General features: G+C 37.8%; 21 protein-coding genes. 4 read left to right on the top strand and 17 right to left on the bottom strand.

What is annotated here, in order from left to right:
• Window positions 1–67: 67 nt before the first annotated feature.
• A complete protein-coding gene (gene putA / locus F936_RS11390) occupies window positions 68–3,820 on the bottom strand; it encodes a trifunctional transcriptional regulator/proline dehydrogenase/L-glutamate gamma-semialdehyde dehydrogenase (protein WP_005047482.1) in 3,753 nt (1,250 codons plus the stop codon).
• A gap of 125 nt (window positions 3,821–3,945) precedes the next feature.
• Here putA and F936_RS11385 point away from each other — a divergent pair, with 125 nt between their 5' ends.
• On the top strand, window positions 3,946–4,434 hold the full coding sequence (locus F936_RS11385; protein ID WP_003651419.1) for an Lrp/AsnC ligand binding domain-containing protein: 489 nt from the start codon (window positions 3,946–3,948) through the stop codon (window positions 4,432–4,434).
• 33 nt (window positions 4,435–4,467) lie between these two features.
• Here F936_RS11385 and putP read toward each other — a convergent pair whose 3' ends face one another.
• The 14 genes from putP to F936_RS11315 all read right to left on the bottom strand — a co-directional run bounded on the left by putP (window position 4,468) and on the right by F936_RS11315 (window position 18,089).
• Window positions 4,468–5,958, bottom strand: coding sequence for a sodium/proline symporter PutP (gene putP / locus F936_RS11380; RefSeq protein ID WP_005047480.1), 1,491 nt, complete (start codon window positions 5,956–5,958; stop codon window positions 4,468–4,470).
• A 397-nt stretch (window positions 5,959–6,355) separates the two neighbouring features.
• Entirely contained in the window at window positions 6,356–7,063 is a 708-nt protein-coding gene (locus F936_RS11375; protein ID WP_080595310.1) for an SIR2 family NAD-dependent protein deacylase, read from the bottom strand.
• A 99-nt stretch (window positions 7,064–7,162) separates the two neighbouring features.
• Window positions 7,163–7,537 carry a glycine cleavage system protein GcvH gene (gcvH, locus tag F936_RS11370; protein WP_005047476.1) on the bottom strand — a complete coding sequence of 125 codons (375 nt, stop codon included), beginning with the start codon at window positions 7,535–7,537 and terminating at the stop codon, window positions 7,163–7,165.
• Between the two features lie 37 nt (window positions 7,538–7,574).
• On the bottom strand, window positions 7,575–8,600 hold the full coding sequence (locus F936_RS11365; RefSeq protein ID WP_003651426.1) for an AraC family transcriptional regulator: 1,026 nt from the start codon (window positions 8,598–8,600) through the stop codon (window positions 7,575–7,577).
• A gap of 107 nt (window positions 8,601–8,707) precedes the next feature.
• Window positions 8,708–9,148, bottom strand: coding sequence for a MaoC family dehydratase (locus F936_RS11360; protein WP_003651428.1), 441 nt, complete (start codon window positions 9,146–9,148; stop codon window positions 8,708–8,710).
• Window positions 9,148–10,995 (bottom strand): ABC transporter ATP-binding protein, encoded by a 1,848-nt coding sequence (locus F936_RS11355; protein WP_003651430.1) that lies wholly within the window; start codon window positions 10,993–10,995, stop codon window positions 9,148–9,150. Before F936_RS11355 ends, F936_RS11360 begins: the two co-directional genes overlap by 1 nt.
• 367 nt (window positions 10,996–11,362) lie before the next feature.
• Entirely contained in the window at window positions 11,363–11,899 is a 537-nt protein-coding gene (locus F936_RS11350) for a DUF2058 domain-containing protein (RefSeq protein WP_003651432.1), read from the bottom strand.
• Between the two features lie 3 nt (window positions 11,900–11,902).
• The gene (locus F936_RS11345; RefSeq protein WP_005047473.1) at window positions 11,903–12,583 is read right to left on the bottom strand and encodes a YoaK family protein; all 681 of its coding nucleotides are present in this window, start codon (window positions 12,581–12,583) and stop codon (window positions 11,903–11,905) included.
• A 5-nt stretch (window positions 12,584–12,588) separates the two neighbouring features.
• Complete coding sequence (gene sstT, locus F936_RS11340; protein ID WP_005047472.1) at window positions 12,589–13,791, bottom strand: serine/threonine transporter SstT; 1,203 nt, start codon at window positions 13,789–13,791, stop codon at window positions 12,589–12,591.
• 410 nt (window positions 13,792–14,201) lie between these two features.
• Entirely contained in the window at window positions 14,202–14,513 is a 312-nt protein-coding gene (locus F936_RS11335; protein WP_002121379.1) for an ArsR/SmtB family transcription factor, read from the bottom strand.
• Window positions 14,514–14,979: 466 nt separating this feature from the next.
• Entirely contained in the window at window positions 14,980–15,543 is a 564-nt protein-coding gene (locus F936_RS11330) for a TetR/AcrR family transcriptional regulator (RefSeq protein WP_005047471.1), read from the bottom strand.
• 374 nt (window positions 15,544–15,917) lie between these two features.
• Window positions 15,918–17,081, bottom strand: coding sequence for a ribosomal protein uL16 3-hydroxylase (locus F936_RS11325; protein ID WP_005047469.1), 1,164 nt, complete (start codon window positions 17,079–17,081; stop codon window positions 15,918–15,920).
• A 31-nt stretch (window positions 17,082–17,112) separates the two neighbouring features.
• On the bottom strand, window positions 17,113–17,706 hold the full coding sequence (locus F936_RS11320; protein ID WP_005047468.1) for a Maf family protein: 594 nt from the start codon (window positions 17,704–17,706) through the stop codon (window positions 17,113–17,115).
• The gene (locus tag F936_RS11315; protein WP_003651438.1) at window positions 17,706–18,089 is read right to left on the bottom strand and encodes a DUF2237 family protein; all 384 of its coding nucleotides are present in this window, start codon (window positions 18,087–18,089) and stop codon (window positions 17,706–17,708) included. Before F936_RS11315 ends, F936_RS11320 begins: the two co-directional genes overlap by 1 nt.
• A gap of 138 nt (window positions 18,090–18,227) precedes the next feature.
• Between F936_RS11315 and F936_RS11310 the strand changes: the two genes are divergently transcribed.
• From F936_RS11310 to fba, 3 genes are all read left to right on the top strand, one after another.
• Window positions 18,228–19,415: a phosphoglycerate kinase gene (locus F936_RS11310; RefSeq protein WP_005047465.1), complete on the top strand. Its 1,188-nt coding sequence runs from the start codon at window positions 18,228–18,230 to the stop codon at window positions 19,413–19,415.
• 124 nt (window positions 19,416–19,539) lie between these two features.
• A complete protein-coding gene (locus tag F936_RS11305; protein ID WP_005047464.1) occupies window positions 19,540–19,785 on the top strand; it encodes a hypothetical protein in 246 nt (81 codons plus the stop codon).
• A 121-nt stretch (window positions 19,786–19,906) separates the two neighbouring features.
• Entirely contained in the window at window positions 19,907–20,944 is a 1,038-nt protein-coding gene (gene fba, locus F936_RS11300) for a class II fructose-bisphosphate aldolase (RefSeq protein ID WP_003651441.1), read from the top strand.
• Between the two features lie 119 nt (window positions 20,945–21,063).
• Here fba and F936_RS11295 read toward each other — a convergent pair whose 3' ends face one another.
• Both F936_RS11295 and F936_RS11290 read right to left on the bottom strand, forming a co-directional pair.
• A complete protein-coding gene (locus tag F936_RS11295) occupies window positions 21,064–22,374 on the bottom strand; it encodes a peptidylprolyl isomerase (protein ID WP_005047462.1) in 1,311 nt (436 codons plus the stop codon).
• Window positions 22,374–24,812: an LPS-assembly protein LptD gene (locus tag F936_RS11290; RefSeq protein ID WP_005047461.1), complete on the bottom strand. Its 2,439-nt coding sequence runs from the start codon at window positions 24,810–24,812 to the stop codon at window positions 22,374–22,376. Before F936_RS11290 ends, F936_RS11295 begins: the two co-directional genes overlap by 1 nt.
• Window positions 24,813–24,872: the final 60 nt, after the last annotated feature.

Raw genomic sequence — 24,872 nt, 5'->3', positions numbered from 1 at the left:
AAAAGATTACTTCATTATATAAAAAAGCCCAAATACTAAGATTTGGGCTTTTTTAGAAACTTACGTATTAATCAGACATTGTCATTAAGCTTGCGTTACCGCCAGCCGCAGCTGTATTCACACTAATTGCACGTTCAATTACTAAACGTTCAAGTGGAATAGTCTCATTAGGCTCAACATGTGTAATACCCACAATTGCACCAGAACGAGTAGCAACTTCTTGCTGTAATGAGAAGATTTCTTCGCGGTTACCATGATGTAAAACTGCATCAAAATCATCTGAACTGATGTTTTTAATAACACGAATTGCATCTAATACATCTTTTGGCAAAGTTTGTTTATATTTTGCCAATAATGGGCTATTAGGCATTACCGCAGCTTGACTACCAACTGCAAAAATTGCGAGCAGCTGATGCAACTGATTTTGTTCTGTGTCAGCGATTGAAAGAACACGGTGACGCGGCAGAATAATATATTGGTTACTTTCCCCAGTAGGGCCTTGTAACTCATAAAACTTACCAACGCCAAATGGTTCAATTTCGCGATTTGCTTGCGGTAAATGCTGTTTCGCCCAATTTTGTAAGCTCTGATAAACCTCTCGGTTAAAGCCTTCAAAAGCAGTTTGTTCATTTTTCATAGCAAATGGTGTTGCCAATACTTTATTTGAACAATGCTGCATTAAGCGGTACATGTAAAGCGGACCACCAGCTTTTGGACCTGTACCAGATAAACCTTCACCACCGAATGGTTGAACACCAACAACAGCACCAACAATATTTCGGTTGATATAAAGGTTACCAACTTCAGCATGTTGAATCACTGTTTGGATCGTTTGATCAATACGCGTATGAAGACCCATTGTTAAACCATAACCTTTGGCATTAATTCGCGAGATGAGTTGCTCAAGCTCGCCATACTTATAGGTAATGATGTGTAAAACTGGACCAAAGACTTCACGTTGTAAATCATCAAGGTTAGGTAACTCAATTGCTGTTGGTACAACAAAAGTTCCTTTATCTAATTCATTCTGGCTCGTTGCGCCAAACATTAGCTGATGTACTGGATAGCCTTTAGACTTCATTTTTTGGATGTGCTGATCAATCGTCTGTTTTGCTTCAACATCAATAACAGGACCAATATCAGTTTTTAAAATCGCAGGGTTACCTACGATAAGTTGTTGCATTGCACCTTTAAGCATTTTAATAACGGTTGCAGCACTGTCTTCTTGCACACATAAAATACGTAAAGCAGAGCAACGTTGACCAGCGCTATCAAAAGCTGAACTTACAACATCAAGTACGACTTGTTCAGTTAAAGCTGATGAGTCCACAATCATTGCATTTTGACCACCAGTTTCTGCAATGAGGGGAATTGACTGGCCATTTTCAGATAAACGTTTTGCAACAGTCTTCTGTAAAATTTTTGCAACTTCAGTTGAACCTGTAAACATGATGCCATCGATACGGCTATCTTGGCTGAGTTGAGCTCCAACTGTTTCACCACGACCTGGTAATAACTGCACAGCGCCATGAGGAATACCAGCTTCCCATAAAATTTGCACTGCTTGAGCTGCAATTAATGGAGTCTGTTCGGCAGGTTTAGCAATAACACAGTTACCGCTGACTAATGCAGCCGCGATTTGGCCTGAGAAAATCGCAAGAGGGAAGTTCCATGGGCTAATGCAAAGTACAGTACCTAAAGGCTGAATGATTGTATTAGCTGGAAGGTTCTCAACTTGAGTTGCGTAGTAACGTAAGAAATCTACAGCTTCACGAACTTCAGCAATCGCATTGGCATAGGTTTTACCACTTTCACGGCAAAGCAATACCATTAACTCTTCAATACGGCTTTCCATCAGGTCAGCTGCACGTTTTAAGTATTGAGCACGTTGATCTTTAGGTGTATTAGCCCATTCAGACTGAGTTTGTTCAGCTGCATTAAGTGCAACTTCTACATGCTTTAGATCAGCTTCTTGTACATACCCAACAATTTCATCATTTTGTGCTGGGTTTGTAATTGCAACAGAATTACCTTGTTCTAAAGAACTGTTATCTGCCAATAACGGATGGCTTTGCCAAATACGACTACGCAGTTGTTGAGCTGTGCTGTCTAAAGCTTCAAGTGGAGCATCATTTGCTAAATCATATCCTTTAGAGTTTTTACGGAGCGAGCCATATATGTCTAAAGGTAATGGAATAGACGGGTGTTTTAAGCCAACTGAACCTTCAAGTTTAGCTGCATTGCGAATATCGTAAATTGGAGACTGAATCAGATCTTCAACTTTAAGTGTTTTATCGGCAATACGGTTAACAAATGAAGTATTTGCACCATTTTCAAGTAAACGGCGAACTAAGTAAGCCAACAAAGTTTCATGGTTACCAACCGGAGCATAAATACGGCATGGTACGCCTAATTTATTTTGCTCACGTGGGCCAACAACTTGTTCATAAAGTGGCTCACCCATACCATGCAAACATTGGAACTCGTACTGACCAGCATAATATTTGCTTGGATCAGCCAAATGATAGATCGTTGCTAACGTTTGAGCATTATGAGTTGCAAATTGCGGATAGATGAAATCTGGTGCTGCAAGTAATTTTTTAGCACAAGCGATATAAGATAAATCCGTATGCACTTTACGAGTGAATACAGGGTAGTCATCCATACCTTCGATTTGTGCTTTCTTGATTTCGCTATCCCAATACGCACCTTTCACAAGACGGATCATGAGGCGCTTTTGGCTGCGCTTGGCAAGATCGATAATATAATCAACCACGAAGAAACAGCGTTTTTGGTACGCTTGAATCACGAAGCCAATGCCTTTCCAGTTTGCAAGTTCTGGTTCGAAGCAAAGACGTTCAAGTAATTCAAGAGAAATTTCTAAACGTTCTGACTCTTCTGCATCGATATTTAAACCGATGTTGTATTGTTTTGCTAAAAGAGCGAGTTCGAATACTTTGCCGTAAAGTTCCTGATGAACACGTTCAATTTGCGCACGTTGATAGCGAGGGTGTAAAGCAGAAAGCTTAATTGAGATACCTGGGCCATCATAAACGCCTTTACCGTTAGACGCTTTGCCAATTGCATGGATGGCTTGTGTATAATCATTGAAGTAACGTTCAGCATCATGTTCTGTTAAGGCAGCTTCACCCAACATGTCGTAAGAATAGCGGAAACCTTTGTCTTCAAGTACTCTTGCATGGTCTACAGCTTCTTCAATGGTTTCACCAGTAACAAACTGTTCACCCATCATACGCATTGCAACATCGACTGCTTTACGAATAATGCCACGGCCACTACGTGCTAAAAGGCCAGTAAGTACACTTGAAAGACTAGTTTGCTTTGGTGTTTCCATCAGCTTACCAGTCAGCATAAGGCCCCATGCAGCAGCATTTACAAACATTAAGCTGCTTTGGCCAACGTGTTCTTTCCAGTTGCCTTGATTGATTTTATCTCGAATAAGTAAATCACGTGTTGCTGAGTCTGGAATACGAAGCAAAGCTTCAGCAAGACACATTAAAGCCACGCCTTCTTGTGAAGAAAGGGAGAATTCTTGTAGTAACCCTTGAACAATACCTGCTTTACCCGAAGAAGTTTTACGTTCACGTAAGTTATGGGCAAGATTAAAGGCAAGGTCATAAATTTTATGATCTAAATCATCAGATACCGCGGCAGCTTGTAATAGCTCTTCTACAGCTTCTGGTTCAGCACGACGCCAAGCTGTGTTAATGCGTTGTTCAAACTCACTTTTATCGTTGAATTCGGTGATATAGCCTTGGTGAGATTTATCCATTTGATGAAAAGTATCCATTGTATTCATATCTGTTTCCGCCAACTAGCTCTCGTACTATTTATCTTGAGTAGAGAGGTTTAGATAATTTATCATTACAGAAGAAACACCGAATAACTCACTATATTTATCCCATTTTTTAGAGGAAAATTCAGATGAATGGCCCATTATTAAGCCTTGATCGCACTGATTTAAAAATTTTGGATATTCTTCAAACAGATGGGCGTATTTCGAACAGTAAATTAGCCGAACTTGTGAATTTATCTCCAACTGCTGTGATGGCACGAGTTCAAAAGCTAACGAAGGATGAATTCATCTTGGGATATGAGGCTAAGTTAAACCCTGTTAAGTTAAATGCTAATTTTTTGGTGTTTGTTGAAGTATTACTGGATAAAACGACGCCTAATGTTTTAGATGAGTTTATTGATGCTGTGGTGCATTATCCGGAAATTGTTGAGTGCCATATGGTCAGTGGGGGCTTTGATTTTTTAATTAAATTACGAAGTGCCAGTATGGAAGAGTTTAGACGTATTGCAGGGCAAGTGTTATGGCAGTTACCTGGGGTAAAAGAAACCCGTAGTTACCCAGTAATGCAAGTCGTGAAGGATACTTCAAAAATTAAAATCAAAACTAAAAATAAATAAAGGGGCCGAAGCCCCTTAGTTTATTTAGATGGATTATACGCTTTCTTTGTAGAGTTTATCTGCTTGTTCAAAGCGTCCAGTTACTGTCGTATTTGGCGCTTTAGTTAAAAGACTCACAACAACGATGCTGATAAATGCAAGGATAAAGCCAGGAATAATTTCGTAAACACCAGTGTCTGCGAAAAGATTTTTCCAGCCAATAACCACAACTGCACCAACGATCATACCCGCTAAAGCACCTTGTAAATTCATACGTTTCCAGAACAATGACAAGATAATAAGCGGACCAAATGCAGCACCAAAACCAGCCCATGCATAAGCAACAAGGCCAAGAACTTTACTGTCTGGGTTACCTGCAAGAACAATTGCAAGAACAGCAATTGCAAGAACCATGAGACGACCAACCCATACAAGTTCTTTTTGAGATGCATTTTTACGAACGAAGCCTTTGTACAAGTCTTCAGTTAGCGCACTTGAACATACTAAAAGCTGGCAGCTTAACGTGCTCATAACAGCAGCTAAAATTGCAGCCAAAATAATACCCACAATCCATGGATTGAATAAAATTTTAGTCAATTCCATAAATACAGTTTCAGGGTTTTTACTTACAACTGCTGCTAATTCAGGGTGTTGCTCAAAATAAGCAATACCGAAGAAACCCGCACCTACAGCTCCGATTAAGCATAAAATCATCCATGTCATACCGATACGACGTGCAGCAGGAATAGATTTTACTGAATCAGCCGCCATGAAACGCACAAGGATGTGTGGTTGACCAAAGTAACCAAGACCCCAGGCCATGGAGGATAAAACTGCTACCACACCAAAATCTGAGATGAGATTAAATGCATGCGGACGTGCAGTTTCAATGAGGGTAACAAAATGAGTTGTGTCGCCGATCGCAAGGTAAGTCACGATTGGTGTTAACAACAGAGCAAAAATCATCAAGCCAGCTTGGAATGTATCAGTCCAGCTGATTGCTAAGAATCCACCGATACAAACATAACTGATGGTCGCAATAGCACTAAGCCAAATTGCAGTGTTGTAGGACATTCCGAATAAATTTTCAAATAAACGGGCGCCAGCTACCATGCCTGAAGCACAGTAAATTGCGAAGAAAACTAAAATAATAACCGCTGAAAAGATACGAAGTATTTTTTTCTGGTCATCAAAACGGCTTGTAAAATAATCTGGCAAAGTTAATGCATTATTTTGTATTTCAGTATGAACGCGTAATCGACCAGCAACCAGTAGCCAGTTAAGCCAAGCACCGATAATAAGACCAATTGCAATCCACGCTTCAGACAAACCAGAGAGATAAATCGCTCCTGGTAAACCCATGAGCAGCCAACCACTCATGTCTGATGCGCCTGCGGATAATGCAGTAACGAAACTGCCTAAACTACGACCACCAAGAATATAATCTGAGAAGTCGCTTGTAGCACGGTAGGCAAATAAGCCAATAAGTACCATTGCTAAGATGTACACCATAAACATGATGAGGGTGGGATCAAAATAACTCATGATGGATGTGTGTCCTTATATCCATAATCCGTGATTGTAACCTAATCCAGGTCGCTGTTTTCTTGTACGGCATTCAAGAGGTTGAGATTCAACCACAAAAGAATTTTTTTGCTCTGTTATTTTTATATTATATTTTTGTATCATTGTGTAAGTGAGTGTAGTTTAAATTACAATTAAAAAAATATATTATTAATCATTGACTTATGTTTTTTAATATTTTGTCTTTTTGAATTATCTTGAGAAAAATAATTTTTTTAAAAAAATAACTCTATATTCGGTTACAAAGAGAGTGGAAGGCAAAATTTTATTGCGCGAAATTAGAGCAATGTTAGAGAATTTTATCCAAAAAAAATAATTTTTATTCAAATTAAATTTATTTGGTACTCAAAAATAGCAGTCAATTAGTTAAATTCTTAAAAAGTTCATGCATTCCTTGAGTAGCTGACATCTTTAACAATTCGTATTGTTGGGGAACACGCACATGATCTGCCTGAGGATCTATATAGTAAGCTTTACATTGAGCTGCAATTTCATGTACTAAACCTGCAACCGGATATACGCTTAATGTCGACCCGATTACAATAAAAATATCTGCACTTTGCACTAACCTAATTGCTTCTTCATAAGACGGTACAGCTTCACCAAACCAGACTACATGTGGGCGAAGGGGATATCCATCTGGGCAAAGGTCGTGTTCTAAGTCTAATTTCCAACCCTTAATGTCATAAAACTGAGTTGTGAATTGTGCCTTTGGACCCGAGCTTTTTGCTAACCGAATGTTTCCATGCAAATGTAAAACGTTGGAACTTCCTGCGCGTTCATGCAAATCATCAATGTTTTGAGTAATAACTTGTACTTCAAAATAATCTTGTAGTTTGGAAATATATTGATGAGCTTGATTAGGTTGAGATTCTAAAATATTTTTGCGTCTTTCATTATAAAAGCGTTGAACTAAAGCAGGGTTCTTTTGCCATGCTTCAGGTGTGGCAACTTGCTGAATGTCATAATTTTCCCATAGACCATTACTGTCACGAAAAGTACTAATTCCACTTTCGGCACTCATGCCTGCGCCAGAGAATACAACAAGTTTTGTCATATAGGTCACCAAATCAGATAGCTGATTTTAAATTAACTGCATAAACAAAGAAAAAAACCAGTCTAAATCTAAACTGGTTTTTATTAAATCTTGAAAACTATACCTATGTTATAGGCCAGCTTCATATTCTGCATTTGTTAAAAGTTTTTCAACATCTGCAATATTGTCTGGTTTGATTTTATAAATCCAGCCTTTGTCGTATGGATCGTCATTTACAAAATCAGGATCATCTTCAAGGTCAGTATTTACTTCTACTACTGTGCCTGAAACAGGAGCATGGATGTCTGAAGCAGTTTTCACTGATTCAACAACTCCAGCTTGTTCGCCAGCTGTAACTTGACTACCAACTTCAGGAGTTTCGACATATACCAAATCGCCAAGCTCATCTTGTGCGTGGTCAGTAATCCCTGTAATAACAAGATCACCTTCAATTTTTACCCACTCATGTGTACGTGCATACTTCAGTTCCGAAGGGTGATTCATGGTAACTCCTTAAGCTTGTGTCCAATAGTTTTAAACATTATAAGTATGGGTCTTTACGCCAGTTGCTTGGGCTGCGGCCGCTCCAGCGTTTAAAAGCACGGCTAAAATTTGCTACGTCCGAATAGCCAAGTTCATCCGCAATCTGTTCAAGACTATAATCTGTACGCGAAAGCAAAGATGTTGCATGTCGATAGCGTACTTCATCAACTAATGTAGAAAAGGAAGTTCCTTCTGCTGCCAATTGACGTTTAAGTGTGCGGTCCGACATATGTAAGCATTCTGCTACATTTTCTATGCTTAAGTAATGTTGTTCAGAATTACTTAAAATATCACGAACTCGCATTGCTAAACGTCGGCGCTCACCCAAAGCGGAAAGTTCAGTTTCACATTGGTTAATGGCAACTTGACTTGCAATAGGGTCGGCGTTGACTAATTTAAGTCCTAAATATTTTTTATCAAAACTTGAAATTAAATGTGGTTGGTTAAAGCGAATTGTGCTGCTTAGTTTATTTTTATATTTGTCAAAACCTTCTGGCTCTGGAAAATCTAAGTCTACATCCCCAGCTAAATCTTCAATGCCAGTCATAGCTTTTGCCATGCTCATGATACCAATGGTTAAACCTAAAACGATTTCTGTACGTAAAGGCTCAAGTTCAATATCACACTGTAATTGTAAGGTCGCCTTGGGTCCAAAAGTTGAGAAATATAATTGTAAAAAGGGCAGGCGTAGCTGAATAAAGCGTGCTGCGAGTGCAATTGCTTCTGTAATATCTTTGGCTGTCATAATTGCATAGCCAATGAAACCATGAATTGAAATACGCATTTGAGTACCAAGATGGTAACCCAAAGTAGTTTCACCAGTTAGTTTAAGAGCGTGTTTAACCAGTTCATTTGCTACTGGTGTAGAAATACGATAGTCAGGGTCAGCCAGTTGCTCGCTTGTAAGATGAAATGGAGCAAATAATGTTTCGTCGTTGTATCCCCAACGTGAAACGACATCTAATAGCAATAAGCCATAGACACCCGGAATACCCTGATCTTGACGAGCTGAGGTAATTTTCATATGCGTTCCATTGCTCTCATCAATTTTTCACATGCATTTCTTACACATCTTGTCATGAAATATAATCTGAGTTTATAAAAACTGTTAGACAATCATATCAACCATTTTTAAACATTCTTTTTAAAGACAACAATTTTTGTTGTTGAAATAAGTAAAACATCCCCATGTTGATTTAAGGCTTGTGTAACGTAACTTACAATACCACGATCTAATTTTGTTTTGGATGGGGTGATAGCTGAAATTTCAGTTTCAACATGAATTCTATCACCCGGTCGAGTGGGGCGTGGCCACCGCAAACTAGATTCTGAACCTATCAAGCCTCCATGAATAGGCATGCATTCTGTCCATAAACGCATAGTGATGGCAGAAGTGTGCCAACCACTGGCAGCAATCCCTTGAAAAATAGGATCATGCTTAGCTTGCTCTTCATCTATATGAAATGGTTGAGGGTCATAGGAATTTGCAAATTTTTTGATTTCATCTAAGGTGATTTCATATTCACGACTAATAAAACGATCACCAATTTTCAAATCTTCTAAATAAAGCATTAATCTTGACCCTGTAAAACTTTTTGTTCAATTAGGAAGCCGCCTGTTTGACGTTTCCATAATTGGGCATATATTCCATTTTGCGCAATTAACTCTTCATGTGTTCCTTGCTCAGCAATTTGGCCTTCATCAAGAACAATTAAACGATCCATTTGTGCAATAGTAGATAATCGGTGTGCAATTGCAATAACAGTTTTATCAACCATAAGGTCATTTAAACTTGATTGGATAGCTGCTTCAACTTCTGAATCTAATGCACTAGTGGCTTCATCTAAAATGAGAATAGGGGCATCTTTTAAAAATACACGTGCAATAGCAATACGTTGTCTTTGACCACCAGAAAGTTTTACACCACGTTCACCTACTTGAGCGTCATATCCATTACGACCCTTTAAATCTACCAATTGAGGTATAAATTCTGCGGCTTTTGCTTTCTTTACAGCATTTTTCATGTCGGCATCAGATGCATCTGGACGTCCATACTTAATATTTTCAGCGACTGAGCGATGTAATAAAGACGTATCTTGTGTTACCAAGGCAATATTCGCTCTTAGACTGTCTTGAGTCACATCTTCAATATTCTGCCCATCAATTAAAATTGCACCTTGCTTAAGATGATAAAAATGTAAAAGCAACTGAATAAGTGTAGATTTGCCTGCTCCAGAGCGTCCAACAATTCCTATCTTTTCACCTGCTTTAATTTTTAAGTTGAAGTGATTAATCACATTTTTATTGTTATAAGCAAAGCTTACATCTTTAAATACAATCTCGCCTTGGCTTACTTCAAGTGTTTTTGCATCAGGTTTGTCTTGAATATTAATTTTTTTACCTAATGTTTGCATACCATCTTGAATGGTTCCAACATTCTCAAATAACGCGGACATATGCCACATCATAAACTCAGCCATACTATTAAGTTTTAAAATCATGGCAGTAGTCGCTGCAATTACACCTAATGCTGCTAAACCTTGAGTCCATAGCCAAACTGAAGTACCAATAACGCCAATAAATAAGACGGCTGATAGCATGTTGATACTTATTTCAAAAAGAGTGCCTAAACGCATCTGAGCATAGACTGTTGTCATAAACTCTTTCATTGATGCTTTTGCATATTGGCTCTCACGTCCTGCATGAGCAAATAATTTAACAGTTTGAATGTTGGTATAAGCGTCGGTAACGCGACCAGTCATAATTGATCTGGCATCGGCTTGCTGCTGAGATACTTTACTTAAACGAGGAATAAAGAACCAAGCACTTAATAAGAATAAGGTTAACCAAACTAAAAGTGGTATTAGCAAAATTGTTGAAATCGAGCCCAGAACAATACTAACGGTAATAAAGTAAATAGCGACGTAAGCCAACATATCGCCCAAAATAATCCAGAATTCACGGATGGCCAGAGCCGTTTGCATCACTTTTGCAGAAAGTCGACCAGCAAAGTCGTTATGGAAAAAATCTAAGCTTTGTTTTAATAAAAGATTATGGAAACGCCAACGCAAACGCATTGGAAAAGTACTATATAAAATCTGATGTTTTACAATAGATTGAATATTTACAAAAAAGATATTGGTAAATAAAACACCAATTAAAAGTAGTAAATCAGTCGTGTGCTGACTTAAAAAACTTTCAGGGTGACTACTACTTAACCAATCTACGAGTTGTCCAATCTTTGAAAAAAGTAAGGCTTCAAAGCTTGCCGCACCTGCTGTAAAAAGAATAAGTAAGAATAAGTAAGGGCGTAAGCCTTCCGTTGCTTGCCAGACAAATGGAAAAAAACGAGTCGGTAAAGGTTCATCCAGACCTTTTGTTGGGTAGGGATCTACAAGTTTTTCAAACCACTTCAGCATGAATTACTACCTTTAAGACAAAAGCCACTTAATTAAGTCTTTGCAATTAAATTTACAAAAAAGTCAGTTAGATCAATATCACTTCGGTTTTCGATCTTTTGAATATGCACAAATACACATGAACTGATTATGTTGTACGTCATTCATTAGTACATGACGTAAATTTGGATGCCTGAAGAAATCTTCAAGAATGTCACGAAGACTTAAAAAATTATGATTTATTATATCGGGATTAATAGATAAAGTGGTGAAGGAATTTATTCTTTAAGTATTTTTTCTTACTATTTTGAACAATTGTTAAATTAATACTTTTTAAACCCATTTGAAAAAGGCCTTTATATTTGCATTATAAAGGCCCTTGTATGTCTTACCACATTAAATCATCAGGAATAACATAAGCTGCATATGGATCTTCTTCATCTGTAGTCTGTTCATTGGACTCAGCATTGTTCAATAAAATAAAACCTTTCATCTTCTGATCAATTTTTTCAGCTAATGCTTTGGGTAAGTAAGCATATTGATTTTGATCTTTAGCAATGACTAGACTGCCTGAAACAAGGGCATTATATACTTGCTGAGAAATATATACCTTCTTGATCTTACTCTCATCAATAAATTGATAAACACTATCACCATCAGTATTTGAAATTTTATGATGTTTAATCATTTGAATGATTGATGCTTTGAGGGCTTTTTCCTCAAGTTGTTGTTGTTTTTCTAAGTTTAAAGCCTGATCTTTAGCTAACTTTTCTTGTTGAGCTTTTTCAATATTCGCTTTGATTTCGGCCTCATTACTTTGACCGATACGTTGTTCGTGATGAGCTTGTTTTGTTAATTTTTTTGCTTTTTTATTATCCACTAACCCAGCTTTTAGTAGCTGTGCTTGTAAGGCATTTTTAACCATGACTTAATCCTTATGTGAGGTTGAAGGGCTATAAAAGTAAACTACCCAGTAAGAAATACTTAAGACTAAGCTTAGAGTTGCTGGCAATAAAAATGCTTGTAACTTTAAATGTGGATGTACCAGCGCGGCGAGAATTCCACCTAGCAGAAAACCTACAAAAATTAGTAAGTGTAAAACTATACGTCGGTTTTCCACCTGTAAGCCCCTAGCTTTATATCCAAGTGCTAAACCAATATCTGTTAAAACGCCAGATAGATGGGTAGTTCGAATAATGGTTCCTTTATAATGGCTAATCATTGCATTTTGTAGGCCCATCGCTGTACAAGCCCATAATAATCCATAGCGTGGAAAATAAGGAAGTAATAGCCAACAAAGAAAAATGAATAACGCAACAAGACTCAAAGGTAAGCCATAGCGACGACCTAGTCGAAAATGGCTGCTGCCTAAAATAAAACCACTATAAAATGAACCGCAAACATAACAAATAATTACCAGAAGCAAGAAAATGATATGTTCTGGTTGCCACTCTACCAAACTCATAGCTAACATACTAACGTTGCCAGTCATGTGTGAAATAGATTGATGCAAAAGGGTAATTAGCCCTAATACATTAATCATTCCGGCATTGAATGCCAGTAAAAAGGCTCCAAGTTGGAACCAGTTTGGTAGGCGTTGAAATGGCATTTCGTTTATGAAGCTTGCTTGGAACGAATATCTACAGCTGCGGTAAATAGAATATCCGTAGACGAGTTAAGCGCTGTTTCTGTAGAGTCTTGCAATACACTAATAATCATACCAATAGCCACTACTTGCATAGCAATTTCGGTTGAAATACCAAATAGACTACAAGCTACTGGAATCAGAAGTAAAGAGCCACCAGCTACGCCAGAAGCACCACATGCTGAAACTGTAGCAACAACTGATAAGATAAGCATTGTTGCAAAATCAACATGAATTCCAAGCGTATGAACAGTTGCTAGTGTGAGTACAGTAATCGTCACAGCTGCACCAGCCATATTTACTGTCGTACCTAATGGAATAGATACACTTGCTGTAGATGGATTAACACCTAAGCGCTCTGCCAAATCTAAGTTAACTGGAATGTTGGCTGCTGAGCTTCGTGTGAAGAAAGCAGTAATCCCACTTTCTTTAAGGCATTTAAACACGAGAGGATATGGATTCCCACGTATAGTAAGCGCAACAAGAATTGGATTGATAACTAAAGCAACAAAGAACATCGTACCTAACAGTACTACTAATAATTGCGCATAACTTTCAAGCGTTGCGAGACCAGCATCTGCAAAAGTCACTGCAACTAAACCGAAAATACCGACAGGTGCAAAAGCAATTACTTTATGAATAATAGCACTAACAGCATGTGCAACATCCTGCATGACTTGTTTTGTGGTGTCTGAGCTATGGCGCATCGCTAAACCAAGGCCAATTGCCCAAGCTAAAATACCAATAAAGTTTGCTTCGCTAATTGCTTGAACAGGGTTAGCAATAAAGCTTAAAAGCAAGTTTTTTAAAATTTCAGCTAAACTGCCTGGTGCTTGCAAATCATTGTGTGAAACAGTGTTGAGGAACAAAGTACTAGGAAAAGAAAGACTAACAATCACAGCTGTGAAAGCAGCAAGCAACATACCTACTACGTATAAAATCATGATTGGACGTAAATTTGCACTATGACCGACTTGAAAGTTGGCAATAGAAGAAAGTACTAATACAAAGACTAAAATAGGAGCAACAGATTTTAATGCTTTAATAAAAAGCTCACCAAACAAACTTAAATATGGCGTAATGTCTGGAAATAGTAATGCAACGCCAATACCTAAAATAATGGCGATAATAATCTTGGCTACCAAGCTTAATCGAGAAAGGAATTCAAGCATATAAAGACCTTATTAATCTATTCGTGGCTAAAGGTTGAACAAGCGGAGTATTTTATACTTAAGTTATGGGAATCTTAAGCTTTTTTATGCTAACTAGAGATTTTTATAGTAGATGGTAATATTAAGTCATTGTTTTAGTTTTGGTTAATTTTAAATTTTAAATTTTTTTATTGGAGGCTTTGCTTGTTAATTGTTCGTTAAGTAAATGAAATATATCAAAAGGGGTGAAAGTGCCGAATGAACTCAAGAGAAATAAATTGATAACAGATTAAATGGTATCGGTGAGGCTTTGGAAAAGCTACGCGAATTTTCAAAACTTTGTGCTTGGACTAAACTCTAAGCTTTCAAGCTGAAAAATCGCATATTTCAGGAAATTACTACTATTATTATAAATTTATAATTTAAAAATATTATTTACTTGCACAGTACAGCTGATGAAGCGTATTTAAAATTGAATGCATATTGTCATCCTTAATAGAGTAAAAAATTTGCTTTCCATCACGACGAGTTGATACAACATCACTTTTACGTAACATCATAAGCTGTTGTGAAAGAGTGGGTTGTGTAATTTGGGTCTTCTCTTCAATCTGTGAGACATTTAGCTCCTCGTAAGCTAAGTGACATAAAATTAATAAACGATCTGTATTAGCCAAAGATTTTAGAATTCCCACGACTGAATCAGCCGCATTTTTCATTTCTTCAATTTGGAGTCCATCTTTCATACTTTATACCTATATCAATATAGCGGGCATAGTATAGATTGATCTTGCTAAAATGAATGTAGCAAAACTAATCAATCCAATTGTTTTTGTTGAAAAGCAATATAAGGGGAATTGATAAATAAGTAGTATTTTTAATTAAAAACAGTTGTTTGTATTTATTTTGTGTTTAAAATGTTGCGTTGTGTTATAAGTTTGATTGTTAAGTATAAGTGAATTGAAGCCAGCATGAAATAAGCCTTATTTCATTCCGATAAATAGTTAAATCTAATTTATCTTTGAATGAAACAAAAAAAATGATTGAGTTTTTATTTTTTAAATATATAATCTGTTTTGTACAGACAGGTCTGTATATTTTGGTTTAGTAAGGTCGAAAAAAACGTCTAATTTTGAACCAAAATTACTTTCAGACGCAGCGTGATAGATAAGAAGAATATTAATATAAGAAGAAGAATGTCACGCTTTATTTTTAAGCTGCTCTTTCAAAGTCGATTAATTTTTCAACTCGATTCCAATAATCATAAATTTTTATTGAGCCATGCTCGACCTGAGCTTGAATGGTCATACCTTCCAATATATTAACGAGTAGTAAAGATAAAGGACCTGGTTCATTTACATCATATTGGTTGAGAAGGTCTTGCATGAGTTGAGTCAACCAAGCTTTATACAAAGTGGCAGGTTGATGCGTTGACGGATATTGTTTTAAAACCTCTTCCAAAGCTTTTTGAAACATACAGCCATTAAAGTCTTCACTATTAAACCAGTCGGAATACCATAAAAATACTGCTTTAATTCTCGCAAGAGGGTCTAACTCATCATGTTTTGATAAGGCCGAGGTAAGAGAGTTCTGTAAAAGCGTGTTTCGTAGAAGTAGACATTCTTCAATTAATTTTTCTTTTGATGGAAAATGCTTGTAGAAAGTCATTTTTGCAACGCCAGATTCATTAATGATGCGATCCACACCTATAGAATTGTAGCTATACGAGTTAAAAAGTCTTAATGCGGTGTTAATAATGTCATCTTTCTTCGACATATTTTTAGCCTCTCACAAATGAATTGCTATTAGCTTGTGAACTGTGATCTGTATTAATGAAAATCTGGATCTTTAATTTTACAAGGTATTGTTTGTTATTGATAGAAAAAAGATATTATTTTTTTAAACTGTAACGTTTAAATTTTAAGGAAAAAGTAAGTAAGAAATATGTTGTTTTTTTAATCATGAAGCTTTTCTATTTTTAATTCTCATTTCAAGATTTCTTTAAAGTTTAATAATCTTAAACACGCACTATTTAAGATTTTTTTAGATAAATTTAACGAATAATAATAGAATGTATTTTTGAGTTTGCTTGCTAATTTAAAAAGTAGGTTTTTCCACTTTCATGAAAAAACCTACTTTTATTAAAACATTTACTCTGCGGGGGGTAAAAGCATCAGAATAGATTCATTTAATAAGTGAGCAACGTTTTCTAGTGTTTCGTCATCATTAAATTGGCTATCAAATGGCAGGCTTTCTCCATTGGCAATCGCTTTTAATTTTTGCTCAAAGGGTTCAGCTATAAATAGAACTTCACCATTTCCCCAAAAGTTTAGGGTTCCGTTTTGTTCTGTATAAAGTAGTCGAGAGGCTGGCTCTAAAAGAACTTCGTATCCTTCGTGTAAAATTTCTTTCAAGTCATCGGCTTCGATTTCATCAGCTTCTGGAATATTATCCGGATATTTAGGTTCACTCATATAAGACATGATAGCGGCATCAAGTGCTGATGAATCTTTTAATTGAGCTAAAACTAAGTCTTTTAAGTGGCTCAGTTCAGTTGCGTTAATTTCACCAATTTGCCCCATCTGTTTGCGTGCAATGTCTACAACAGGATTTTGTAATAAAGTATTAGCTGAAAATTGATCACTAATACGTTCCATCATTCCTGCAACGTTTGGCATACGAAAACCAAATGAGAAAGTTAAGCAATCATCTTCGGCAACGCCATAATGTGCCATTCCAGGCGGAACATACAGTAAATCACCTGGTGCTAGAACTTCATCAAATTGTACGTCTATTTCTGGTAAAAGTTTTAATGGTTGATTAGGTACAAATGCAGTATTTATATCGCACATTTTTCCTATCTGCCAGCGACGATGTCCGTGACCTTGAACTAAAAACACATCATAAAAATCAAAATGTTTTCCAACTGAACCGCCTTTAGGTGCATAAGACACCATAATATCGTCACGGCGCCATTGAGGAATAAAAGGAAATTTTTTCCAAAGCTCAGAAAGGTCAAAAGAGTAGTGGTCTACTGCCTGTACTAAAAGAGTCCATAATTTTGGTAGCTTTTGAAAGTCACCTTTGGTTAGAGGTGAAGACTTGACGTGCCATTCATTTGGATTTCTATCTTTTTGGCGAATGAGTCGGGCACTCGCATGTTCTTCCAAAGCAAGTTCTTGCACATCTTGCGGTTCTAAAAGACCTACAATCTCTGGCAATCCGTTACGTACCAGCAAAGGTTTTTTCTGCCAATATTCTGCTAAAAATTGTTCGGCAGTAATACCGCCTAAAACTGCTAAAGGTTCTGTCATGGAAATAACCTATTTATAAAAATATCTAAAATTAAGGAATTTGTAGGCCAAGCTGCCTTAAAATATGGCAAAGTTGAATCATGGGTAAACCCATAAGAGTCGTCTGGTCTTGGCCTGTCATTTTTTCGAACAAACTAATTCCTAAACTTTCACACTTAAAGCTACCAGCACAATGGAATGGTTGATCTAATGCAATATATCGTTCAATTTCAGCTTGATTTAAGGTTCGGAATTGAACTTGATAATGTTCAACAAGCGTTTGTTCAAAATTCCTGTCAAGCCATTGCACGCTGAGTGCGGTACTAAAGTAGACTGTTCGACCTGAGTTTTCTGCTAACTGTACTTTGGCATTTTCAATGGTCATCGGTTTACCAATAAAGTCATTGGGAGCATGTTCTCGCCATGCGAGTTGATCGGAACCAATAATAATTGCATGTGGGTTTTGTGCAGCAATTACTTGAGCTTTTGTGAAAGCCAACCTTTTTGCAAGTTCATCCGCATGGATCTCATCCCGAGGGCTCTCATCAATATCTGGACTAACACAGATATAGTTAATCCCTAAGCGATCCATTAAGGCTTTGCGCGTTTGACTGCTTGATGCCAAAATAATTTGTGGCTGTACCATTACACTGCAAATTCCATTAAAACGTCTAAAGGCACATAGCTTAATACAGCTTGATGACATGCATGTATTTTGATGGGAGGGGCTTGACCCGCTTGATAAGCTTCTACCCAACGAGTTACACAGATACACCAGAAATCACCTGGCTTTAGGCCAGGAAAATCTACTTCTGGTAAAGGGGTAATAAGATCATTTCCAATTTTTTGTGAAAAATTTAAGAAATCAGAGGTCATTTGCGCACATACAGTATGCTGACCAAGGTCTGTGACTGCTGTGTGGCAAAAGCCATTTCTAAAATAGCCAGTAATAGGGTCGAAACAACAACTTGCTAAAGGTTCCCCTAAAACATTTAAACGATTGATTTGTGGATCTGGATGAATAGACATAATGGATGAAATATCAAATGACTATCTCTATCATAATCAAAACTGGGGCTTTCTACAGCTTTTATGCAAAAAAACTAACCTTTTTTGATGTAATCATTTAAAATTGGCGCGTTTTTAAAATCATAAAGAGAGCTTTACATGAATTTTCAGCGCATGACTGACCTTAACTTAACAGGTAAACGTGTCCTTATTCGTGAAGATTTAAACGTTCCTGTCAAAAATGGTGTGATTACTAGCGATGCTCGCTTGCGCGCGGCATTACCAACTATTAAAGCTGCTTTAGAAAAAGGTGCAGCTGTGATGGTGTTTTCGCATCTGGGTCGTCCTGTTGAAGGTGAACCAAAGCCAGAACAATCACTTGCACCAGTAGCTGTTTATTTAACAGAAGTATTGGGCCAAGAAGTTAAATTGTTAACAGATTACTTAGATGGCGTAGAAGTTGAAGCTGGGCAAGTTGTATTGCTTGAGAATGTGCGCTTTAACCATGGTGAAAAGAAAAATAATCCAGACCTTGCTCAAAAATATGCAGCACTATGTGATGTATTTGTTATGGATGCATTTGGTACTGCTCACCGTGCAGAAGCATCTACCGAAGGTGTAGCTCGTTTTGCTCCTGTTGCTGCAGCTGGTCCTTTATTGGCTGCCGAATTAGATGCATTAGGCCGTGCAATGCAAACTCCTGAAAAACCGATGGTTGCAATTGTTGCTGGTTCTAAAGTTTCAACTAAACTTGATGTTTTAAACTCACTTTCTACTATTTGTGATCAACTAATTGTTGGTGGCGGTATTGCAAATACATTCTTGGCAGCTGCTGGTTTTAATGTTGGTAAATCATTATATGAAGCTGACTTGGTTGAAACTGCAAAACAAATTGCTGCGAAAGTAAGTGTTCCACTTCCTACAGATGTAGTAGTTGCCGATGCTTCGCAAATTAATTTTGAAGATTTCTTAGGTTCGTTAGCAGCAGCGCAAGCAGTTGTGAAGAAAGTAGAAGATGTAACATCAAACGATATGATTTTAGATGTTGGTCCGGAAACAGCTAAAGCATTTGCAAATATTTTAACAACATCAAAAACGATTCTTTGGAATGGTCCTGTAGGCGTATTTGAAGTTGATCAGTTTGGTGAAGGTACTAAAGCACTTTCTCTTGCTGTTGCACAATCTGCTGGTTTCTCGATTGCTGGTGGTGGAGATACTTTAGCTGCGATTGATAAATATAACGTTGCTGATCAAATTGGTTATATTTCTACAGGTGGCGGTGCATTCCTTGAGTTTGTTGAAGGCAAGACTTTGCCAGCAGTCGCGGTTTTACTTGAGCGTGCTTAATACTGTTATATAAAAATAAGAAGGGACTGGGTTACCAGTCCCTTTTTTCATGGATAGGTCATTAAACTGTCATATATCTGCAATAAAATAGCGAGCATTAAATCACCAACTGTGGACAATAGTGATGAATTTAAAGCTTACATTTGCTGCTCTGTTAATTGTACCGATGATGTTGACTGCTTGTGCTAAGAAAGATGAAGCATCTCAGGCTGGACAAGAATCGGCTGCTTCTACTGCTGTTTCTGAAAAAGTAACACCTGAGCAACAAGCATCAATTGACGCGATTGATAAGCCAGTTTTAGATGAAAAGAATACCGATGTGGTTGAAGGTAGTGCACCAAGTGAGGCTGCTGCTTCAGAAACACATTAATTTGTTGTTTTTTGTTAAAAAATCCCTGCATATGCGGGGATTTTTTTTGAAATACTGTGATTTGTTGCTGAATTGAAATAAATGAAAGGGTAGAATAACCCGCACTACCTGGGAGGATATTATGGCACTCATTTCAATGCGCCAGCTCTTGGATCACGCTGCTGAACATAACTACGGCGTACCAGCATTTAACGTAAATAACTTAGAACAAATGCGCGCAATCATGCTTGCTGCGGATGCAACCAATTCACCTGTAATTGTTCAAGCATCAGCTGGAGCTCGCAAATATGCAGGCGCTCCATTCTTACGCCATCTTATTTTGGCTGCAATTGAAGAATGGCCACATATTCCAGTGGTAATGCACCAAGACCATGGTACAAGCCCTGATATCTGTCAGCGTTCAATTCAGCTTGGCTTTAGCTCAGTAATGATGGACGGTTCATTAGGTGTAGATGGTAAAACACCTACATCTTATGAATACAATGTTGATGTAACTCGTAATGTTGTTGCTTTGGCACACGCATGTGGTGTTTCTGTCGAAGGTGAGATTGGCTGTTTAGGTAGCCTTGAAACTGGTATGGCTGGTGAAGAAGATGGTGTGGGTGCGGAAGGTGTACTTGACCACTCACAACTTTTAACTTCTGTTGAAGAAGCGACTCAATTCGTTGCTGATACAAATGTTGATGCACTAGCAATTGCAGTTGGTACTTCACACGGTGCGTATAAATTTACGCGTCCACCTACAGGCGATATCTTGGCAATTGACCGCATTAAAGAAATTCATGCAGCATTGCCAAATACTCACCTTGTAATGCATGGTTCGAGTTCTGTTCCACAAGAATGGTTAAAGGTAATCAATGAGTTCGGTGGTAATATCGGCGAAACTTATGGTGTACCTGTTGAGCAACTTGTAGAAGCAATCAAACACGGTGTACGTAAAATCAATATTGATACTGATTTACGCTTAGCTTCAACTGGTGCGATTCGTCAGTTTATGGCTGAGAATCCATCTGAGTTTGATCCACGCAAATACTTTGCTAAAACAGTTGATACAATGAAGCAAATTTGTATCGATCGTTATGAAGCGTTTGGTACAGCTGGAAATGCTGACAAGATCCGCCCAATTTCTTTAGAGAAAATGGTTGATCGTTATAAATAATTCCCGTTAGGGTTTAATTTATAGAAACCGGTTATTTATATAACCGGTTTTTTTATTAGTTAAATTTCATTCATAAAAAAACCTGTGATAAACACAGGTTTTGATGACGATAAAAGAACTTATTTCTGTAAGTTCTTTTTGTCTAGACTTGGATCTTTGATTTCTACATATGCATTTGCACGTACTTCACGCAACCAGCTGTCGATTTCAGTGTTAAATTGGCGTTCACCTAAAATTTGACGTGCCATACGCTCTTGATATTCATGAGTCATATCTTTTTCACGTTTTTCAGTTACTTGTAAGATATGCCAACCGAATTGAGTTTGGAATGGTTCGCTGATTTCACCTACAGGAATTTCCTGCATTTTTTTATCAAATTCAGGCACCATCATGCCAGGAGTTACCCAACCTAAGCTACCGCCATCGCGAGCTGAACCCGTATCATTAGAATAGGTAGCTGCAAGTGTTGCAAAATCATCGCCAGCTTTTAAGCGTTTATAGATGTTGTCAATAATTTGCTTGGCATTTTCAAGGCTAACCACTTCAGAAGGTTGAATGAGAATATGGCGAGTTTGAAATTGAGGTACTAATGCTTTTTGCTCATTTTGTTTACGTTCAATAAGCTTTAAAACATGTACACCATCACGTACTGAAATTAAGTCAGTTGTTTGGCCGTCTTGTAATGGAGTAATACGTGCTGCAAGTTCAGCCGGGATATCTGAAAGTGGACGGAATCCCATGTCAGCACCCTCAACTTTTACATTTGCAGTTGAAAGTTTTTTCAATACGTTGATGTCATTACTTTGTGCAAGATTTGAACGTACTTCTTGAGCCACAGATTGAACTTCCTGTGGATTTTCGCCAGCAATACGCATATGAATTACACGTACTTGATTACCTAGCGCTGCTTGACCTTGAGGTGATTTTAAGAAGTTTTCTACATCTTGATCACTAATTTTAATACGAGACATTACTTGTTGTTGGCGCAAACGGCTAATCGCTAAATCCTCAGCGATTCGACCACGTAAACTTTCATAAGTCCCTGGCGCCATAGCATCTAACTTTTGCTGGAAGGCTTCTAAACTTTTAGTTCCAGATTGACTTGCTACTTTTAGTACAGCTTCATTTAAGCTTTTTTCATCAGGCTTAATACCATATTTTTTAACTTGCTCAAGTTGTGCCTGACGCAAGATTAATTGATCTAACACCTGAAATTGTAAATATTGCTGAGGTGGTACCTCTTTTTTTTGTGCTTGTAGTTCGTGGGCAGCTTCGGCCATCCCTTGTTGAAGATCGCTTTTTAAAATAACGCTATTGTCCACAATTGCCACAACTTCATCAGCTGGTTGGGCAAAACTATGCATTGATGAAGAGATTAGGGCAGCAAGTGTTGTTGCTTTAAAAAACTGTTTAAGATGCTTTGTCTTCATTAACGTTGTGTCCAAGATTGATTAATTTTGTTAAAACCTAAAACGCGATTTTCAAGTAAAGACGCGAGTTTATTGTTTAAACCACCTAAACCTTTTAGCGTAATTTCGGCCATAATGGCGCGTTTTTCACTAACATCTGGAGATTTTGGATCGTCTAGATCGTTGTAATATGAGCGGCCATAGACTGAAATACCCCAGCAACATGATTCATAGTTAACCCCTAATAAGAGCTCACGGGCAACATCATTGTCCATGTCGTATTGTACGTGGCCCATAATACGCCAATTGTCTTTAATTGGTTGTATAAACGATGCAACGACCTGATCGTAAGTGTCTTGGCGTCCTTGAATATCTTTGCGATAGAAATAGCCTAAGTTATATAGATTGCCTTTATCTCCAGTATAATAAACCTGAAAATCACGCTGAGCGTTGTCACCATTCGACATCCATGCTGAGTTAGCTGCGATAGTGAAGTTTTGATTTAACTGGCTTGTTAAACTTACAACCGGACCAGTATTGCGTTCTGTATCAATCTCGTCTTGTTGCTTTAATGTCACACGGCGGTCTTCAAAATAATAACTTTGACCAACACTTGCACGTAAACGTTCTAAGCCTACTGTGTCAAAAAGACTGTAGCTTACGCCAAGTGATAGAAAGTTGTTGTCTTCAAGACGGTCATGTCCATAGAAGCGGTAAGGGTTAAATAATTGATCGTAACTTACTGATGCTGAAGTTGAGTCAAAGTTTGGATAGCTGTCTTGGTTTTTGTATGGAGCATAGGCATAAAATGCACGAGGAGTAAGGGTTTGTAAATATTTGCCTTCACGTTCAAAATTCAGTCCAGTGTCCAATGTAAATTGAGGTACAACTACTGATTTATTTTCAGAACCGCCATCTAAACCCTGAGATGCGATACTATCCTTATCATAGAATGTTTGAATAGAACGTACTGAAACTTCAGGTATTACAAATGCTGCTGGTGTGCGGTAGTTATAACGCGTAGCAAACTGGTTGTAGATACGTGTACCGCTACTTTCTTGAGCAGAATCATCATTAATCGATTTCTTGAAATAGGCTGTATCGTTATTAAATTCGTATTGTAAACCTAGTGGATTACCAGTGACGTAATTTAATAAGAATTGTGGTAAACGGGCATAAGGTTTATCTGCATCTGCAATTTCTGGGTCAAGCGTTTGGAAATCTTCAACTTTAAGCTGAGCTTTTAACCCCGGAATGCCATGTTGGTAGTTAAGTTCCCATGCTCTACGTAAGTTTAGGTCTGTTTTAGAGTTAGGGCTGCTATCTAAATCTGAGAAATAATCTTTATCTGAAGCGTAATTATATTCGAGATTAGTTGACCATTGATCGTTGATATCCCAGTTATGTAAAAAATGGAAATCTTTACGATCTTTATCATCGTATTCTTTGTCAGATGGCAACATGCCACCCCACATTTCACCCGCACCAAAACCATCGGTTAAGTATCGAAAGTCACCTTTTAGCATTGCACCGCGGTCTGCTAAATAACGCGGAGTCAGTGTTAGATCATAGTTAGGTGCAAGGTTTAAATAAACTGGAACAGAAAGCTCAATACCACCATCGTTTGAGAAACCAAACTGTGGGTTGAGAATACCTGTAGTTCGGCGATCATCAATCGGGAAGTTAAAGTAAGGAACTACTAGAACAGGAACATCTTTAACATACAGTTTTGTCCCGCGAGTTACACCACGCCCAGTTTCTTGATTCAACTCAATTTTATTTGCCTGAATTTTCCAACCCGGTTTTTGGCCTGGCGGGCAAGTCGTATAGGTTGCATCGTTAAGAACCATGACATTTGGCGATGTTCTTTCGATTTTGCCTGCATGACCATGGGCATGTTGCTGTTCAGAAATATAAAAACTGTTGTCTAAATTACCAGTCTGGTTTTTCAGGTTGTAATTAATTTCGTCACTCTGTGAAATCAACCCACCTTGAGCGAGTTGTACTCGGCCTTGTGCATGTGCAAAGGTTTGGGTCTTATCAATCGTAACCTTGTCAGCACGAACCGTGCGTCCTTCCTGATCAATAACCACGTCACCTTCTAAAACAGAGTCACCGGCAGGATTATAGTGTCCATAGTTAGCCGTAACGACAGAAGTCGTTTTGTCGGCATCTAGTGCTTTGGTCTCAGGGTTAATCGGTGTAACCCATGTACCCTGGCAAAATGCCGAGCTTAAATATTTATTGTCACGAAGCTGTGCCTCAGGTGCTGATTTATCAACATAATACTGTTGAAAGAATTCTTGACCCGGGTAGGCTTCTTTGATGCTCGCTTTAAGTTGATTATTGTCTATATTGGAGACAACATCAGCTGACTCAGCATAACTTGATTGTATGGAGCCACATAAGAGCGTAAAAATAGCTGTCGCTAAAGGATTAAATTTAAACTGATGCTTCATTGTCTCATTAACCAAGTATGCTAATTCACAATTAATTATTGTCGCATCATAGAGAAAAAG

This window comes from Acinetobacter calcoaceticus DSM 30006 = CIP 81.8, assembly GCF_000368965.1.
GTDB lineage: Bacteria > Pseudomonadota > Gammaproteobacteria > Pseudomonadales > Moraxellaceae > Acinetobacter > Acinetobacter calcoaceticus.
The sequence above is the reverse complement of the archived record's forward strand: the minus strand, read 5'-3'. Positions and strand labels throughout refer to the sequence as shown.

Bases quoted from the DNA above. Each gene is read 5' to 3' on its own strand.
- F936_RS11350 (WP_003651432.1), bottom strand. From the start codon at position 11,899: ATGGTTAAAAATGCCTTACAAGCACAGCTACTAAAAGCTGGGTTAGTG.
- F936_RS11365 (WP_003651426.1), bottom strand. From the start codon at position 8,600: ATGAAAATTACCTCAGCTCGTCAAGATCAGGGTATTCCGGGTGTCTAT.
- F936_RS11295 (WP_005047462.1), bottom strand. From the start codon at position 22,374: ATGAAGACAAAGCATCTTAAACAGTTTTTTAAAGCAACAACACTTGCT.
- F936_RS11325 (WP_005047469.1), bottom strand. From the start codon at position 17,081: ATGACAGAACCTTTAGCAGTTTTAGGCGGTATTACTGCCGAACAATTT.
- F936_RS11335 (WP_002121379.1), bottom strand. From the start codon at position 14,513: ATGAAAGATGGACTCCAAATTGAAGAAATGAAAAATGCGGCTGATTCA.
- sstT (WP_005047472.1), bottom strand. From the start codon at position 13,791: ATGCTTGAATTCCTTTCTCGATTAAGCTTGGTAGCCAAGATTATTATC.
- F936_RS11360 (WP_003651428.1), bottom strand. From the start codon at position 9,148: ATGCTTTATTTAGAAGATTTGAAAATTGGTGATCGTTTTATTAGTCGT.
- fba (WP_003651441.1), top strand. From the start codon at position 19,907: ATGGCACTCATTTCAATGCGCCAGCTCTTGGATCACGCTGCTGAACAT.
- F936_RS11355 (WP_003651430.1), bottom strand. From the start codon at position 10,995: ATGCTGAAGTGGTTTGAAAAACTTGTAGATCCCTACCCAACAAAAGGT.
- putP (WP_005047480.1), bottom strand. From the start codon at position 5,958: ATGAGTTATTTTGATCCCACCCTCATCATGTTTATGGTGTACATCTTA.
- F936_RS11330 (WP_005047471.1), bottom strand. From the start codon at position 15,543: ATGTCGAAGAAAGATGACATTATTAACACCGCATTAAGACTTTTTAAC.
- F936_RS11310 (WP_005047465.1), top strand. From the start codon at position 18,228: ATGAATTTTCAGCGCATGACTGACCTTAACTTAACAGGTAAACGTGTC.
- F936_RS11305 (WP_005047464.1), top strand. From the start codon at position 19,540: ATGAATTTAAAGCTTACATTTGCTGCTCTGTTAATTGTACCGATGATG.
- F936_RS11290 (WP_005047461.1), bottom strand. From the start codon at position 24,812: ATGAAGCATCAGTTTAAATTTAATCCTTTAGCGACAGCTATTTTTACG.
- F936_RS11345 (WP_005047473.1), bottom strand. From the start codon at position 12,583: ATGCCATTTCAACGCCTACCAAACTGGTTCCAACTTGGAGCCTTTTTA.
- F936_RS11320 (WP_005047468.1), bottom strand. From the start codon at position 17,706: ATGGTACAGCCACAAATTATTTTGGCATCAAGCAGTCAAACGCGCAAA.
- F936_RS11385 (WP_003651419.1), top strand. From the start codon at position 3,946: ATGAATGGCCCATTATTAAGCCTTGATCGCACTGATTTAAAAATTTTG.
- putA (WP_005047482.1), bottom strand. From the start codon at position 3,820: ATGAATACAATGGATACTTTTCATCAAATGGATAAATCTCACCAAGGC.
- gcvH (WP_005047476.1), bottom strand. From the start codon at position 7,537: ATGAATCACCCTTCGGAACTGAAGTATGCACGTACACATGAGTGGGTA.
- F936_RS11315 (WP_003651438.1), bottom strand. From the start codon at position 18,089: ATGTCTATTCATCCAGATCCACAAATCAATCGTTTAAATGTTTTAGGG.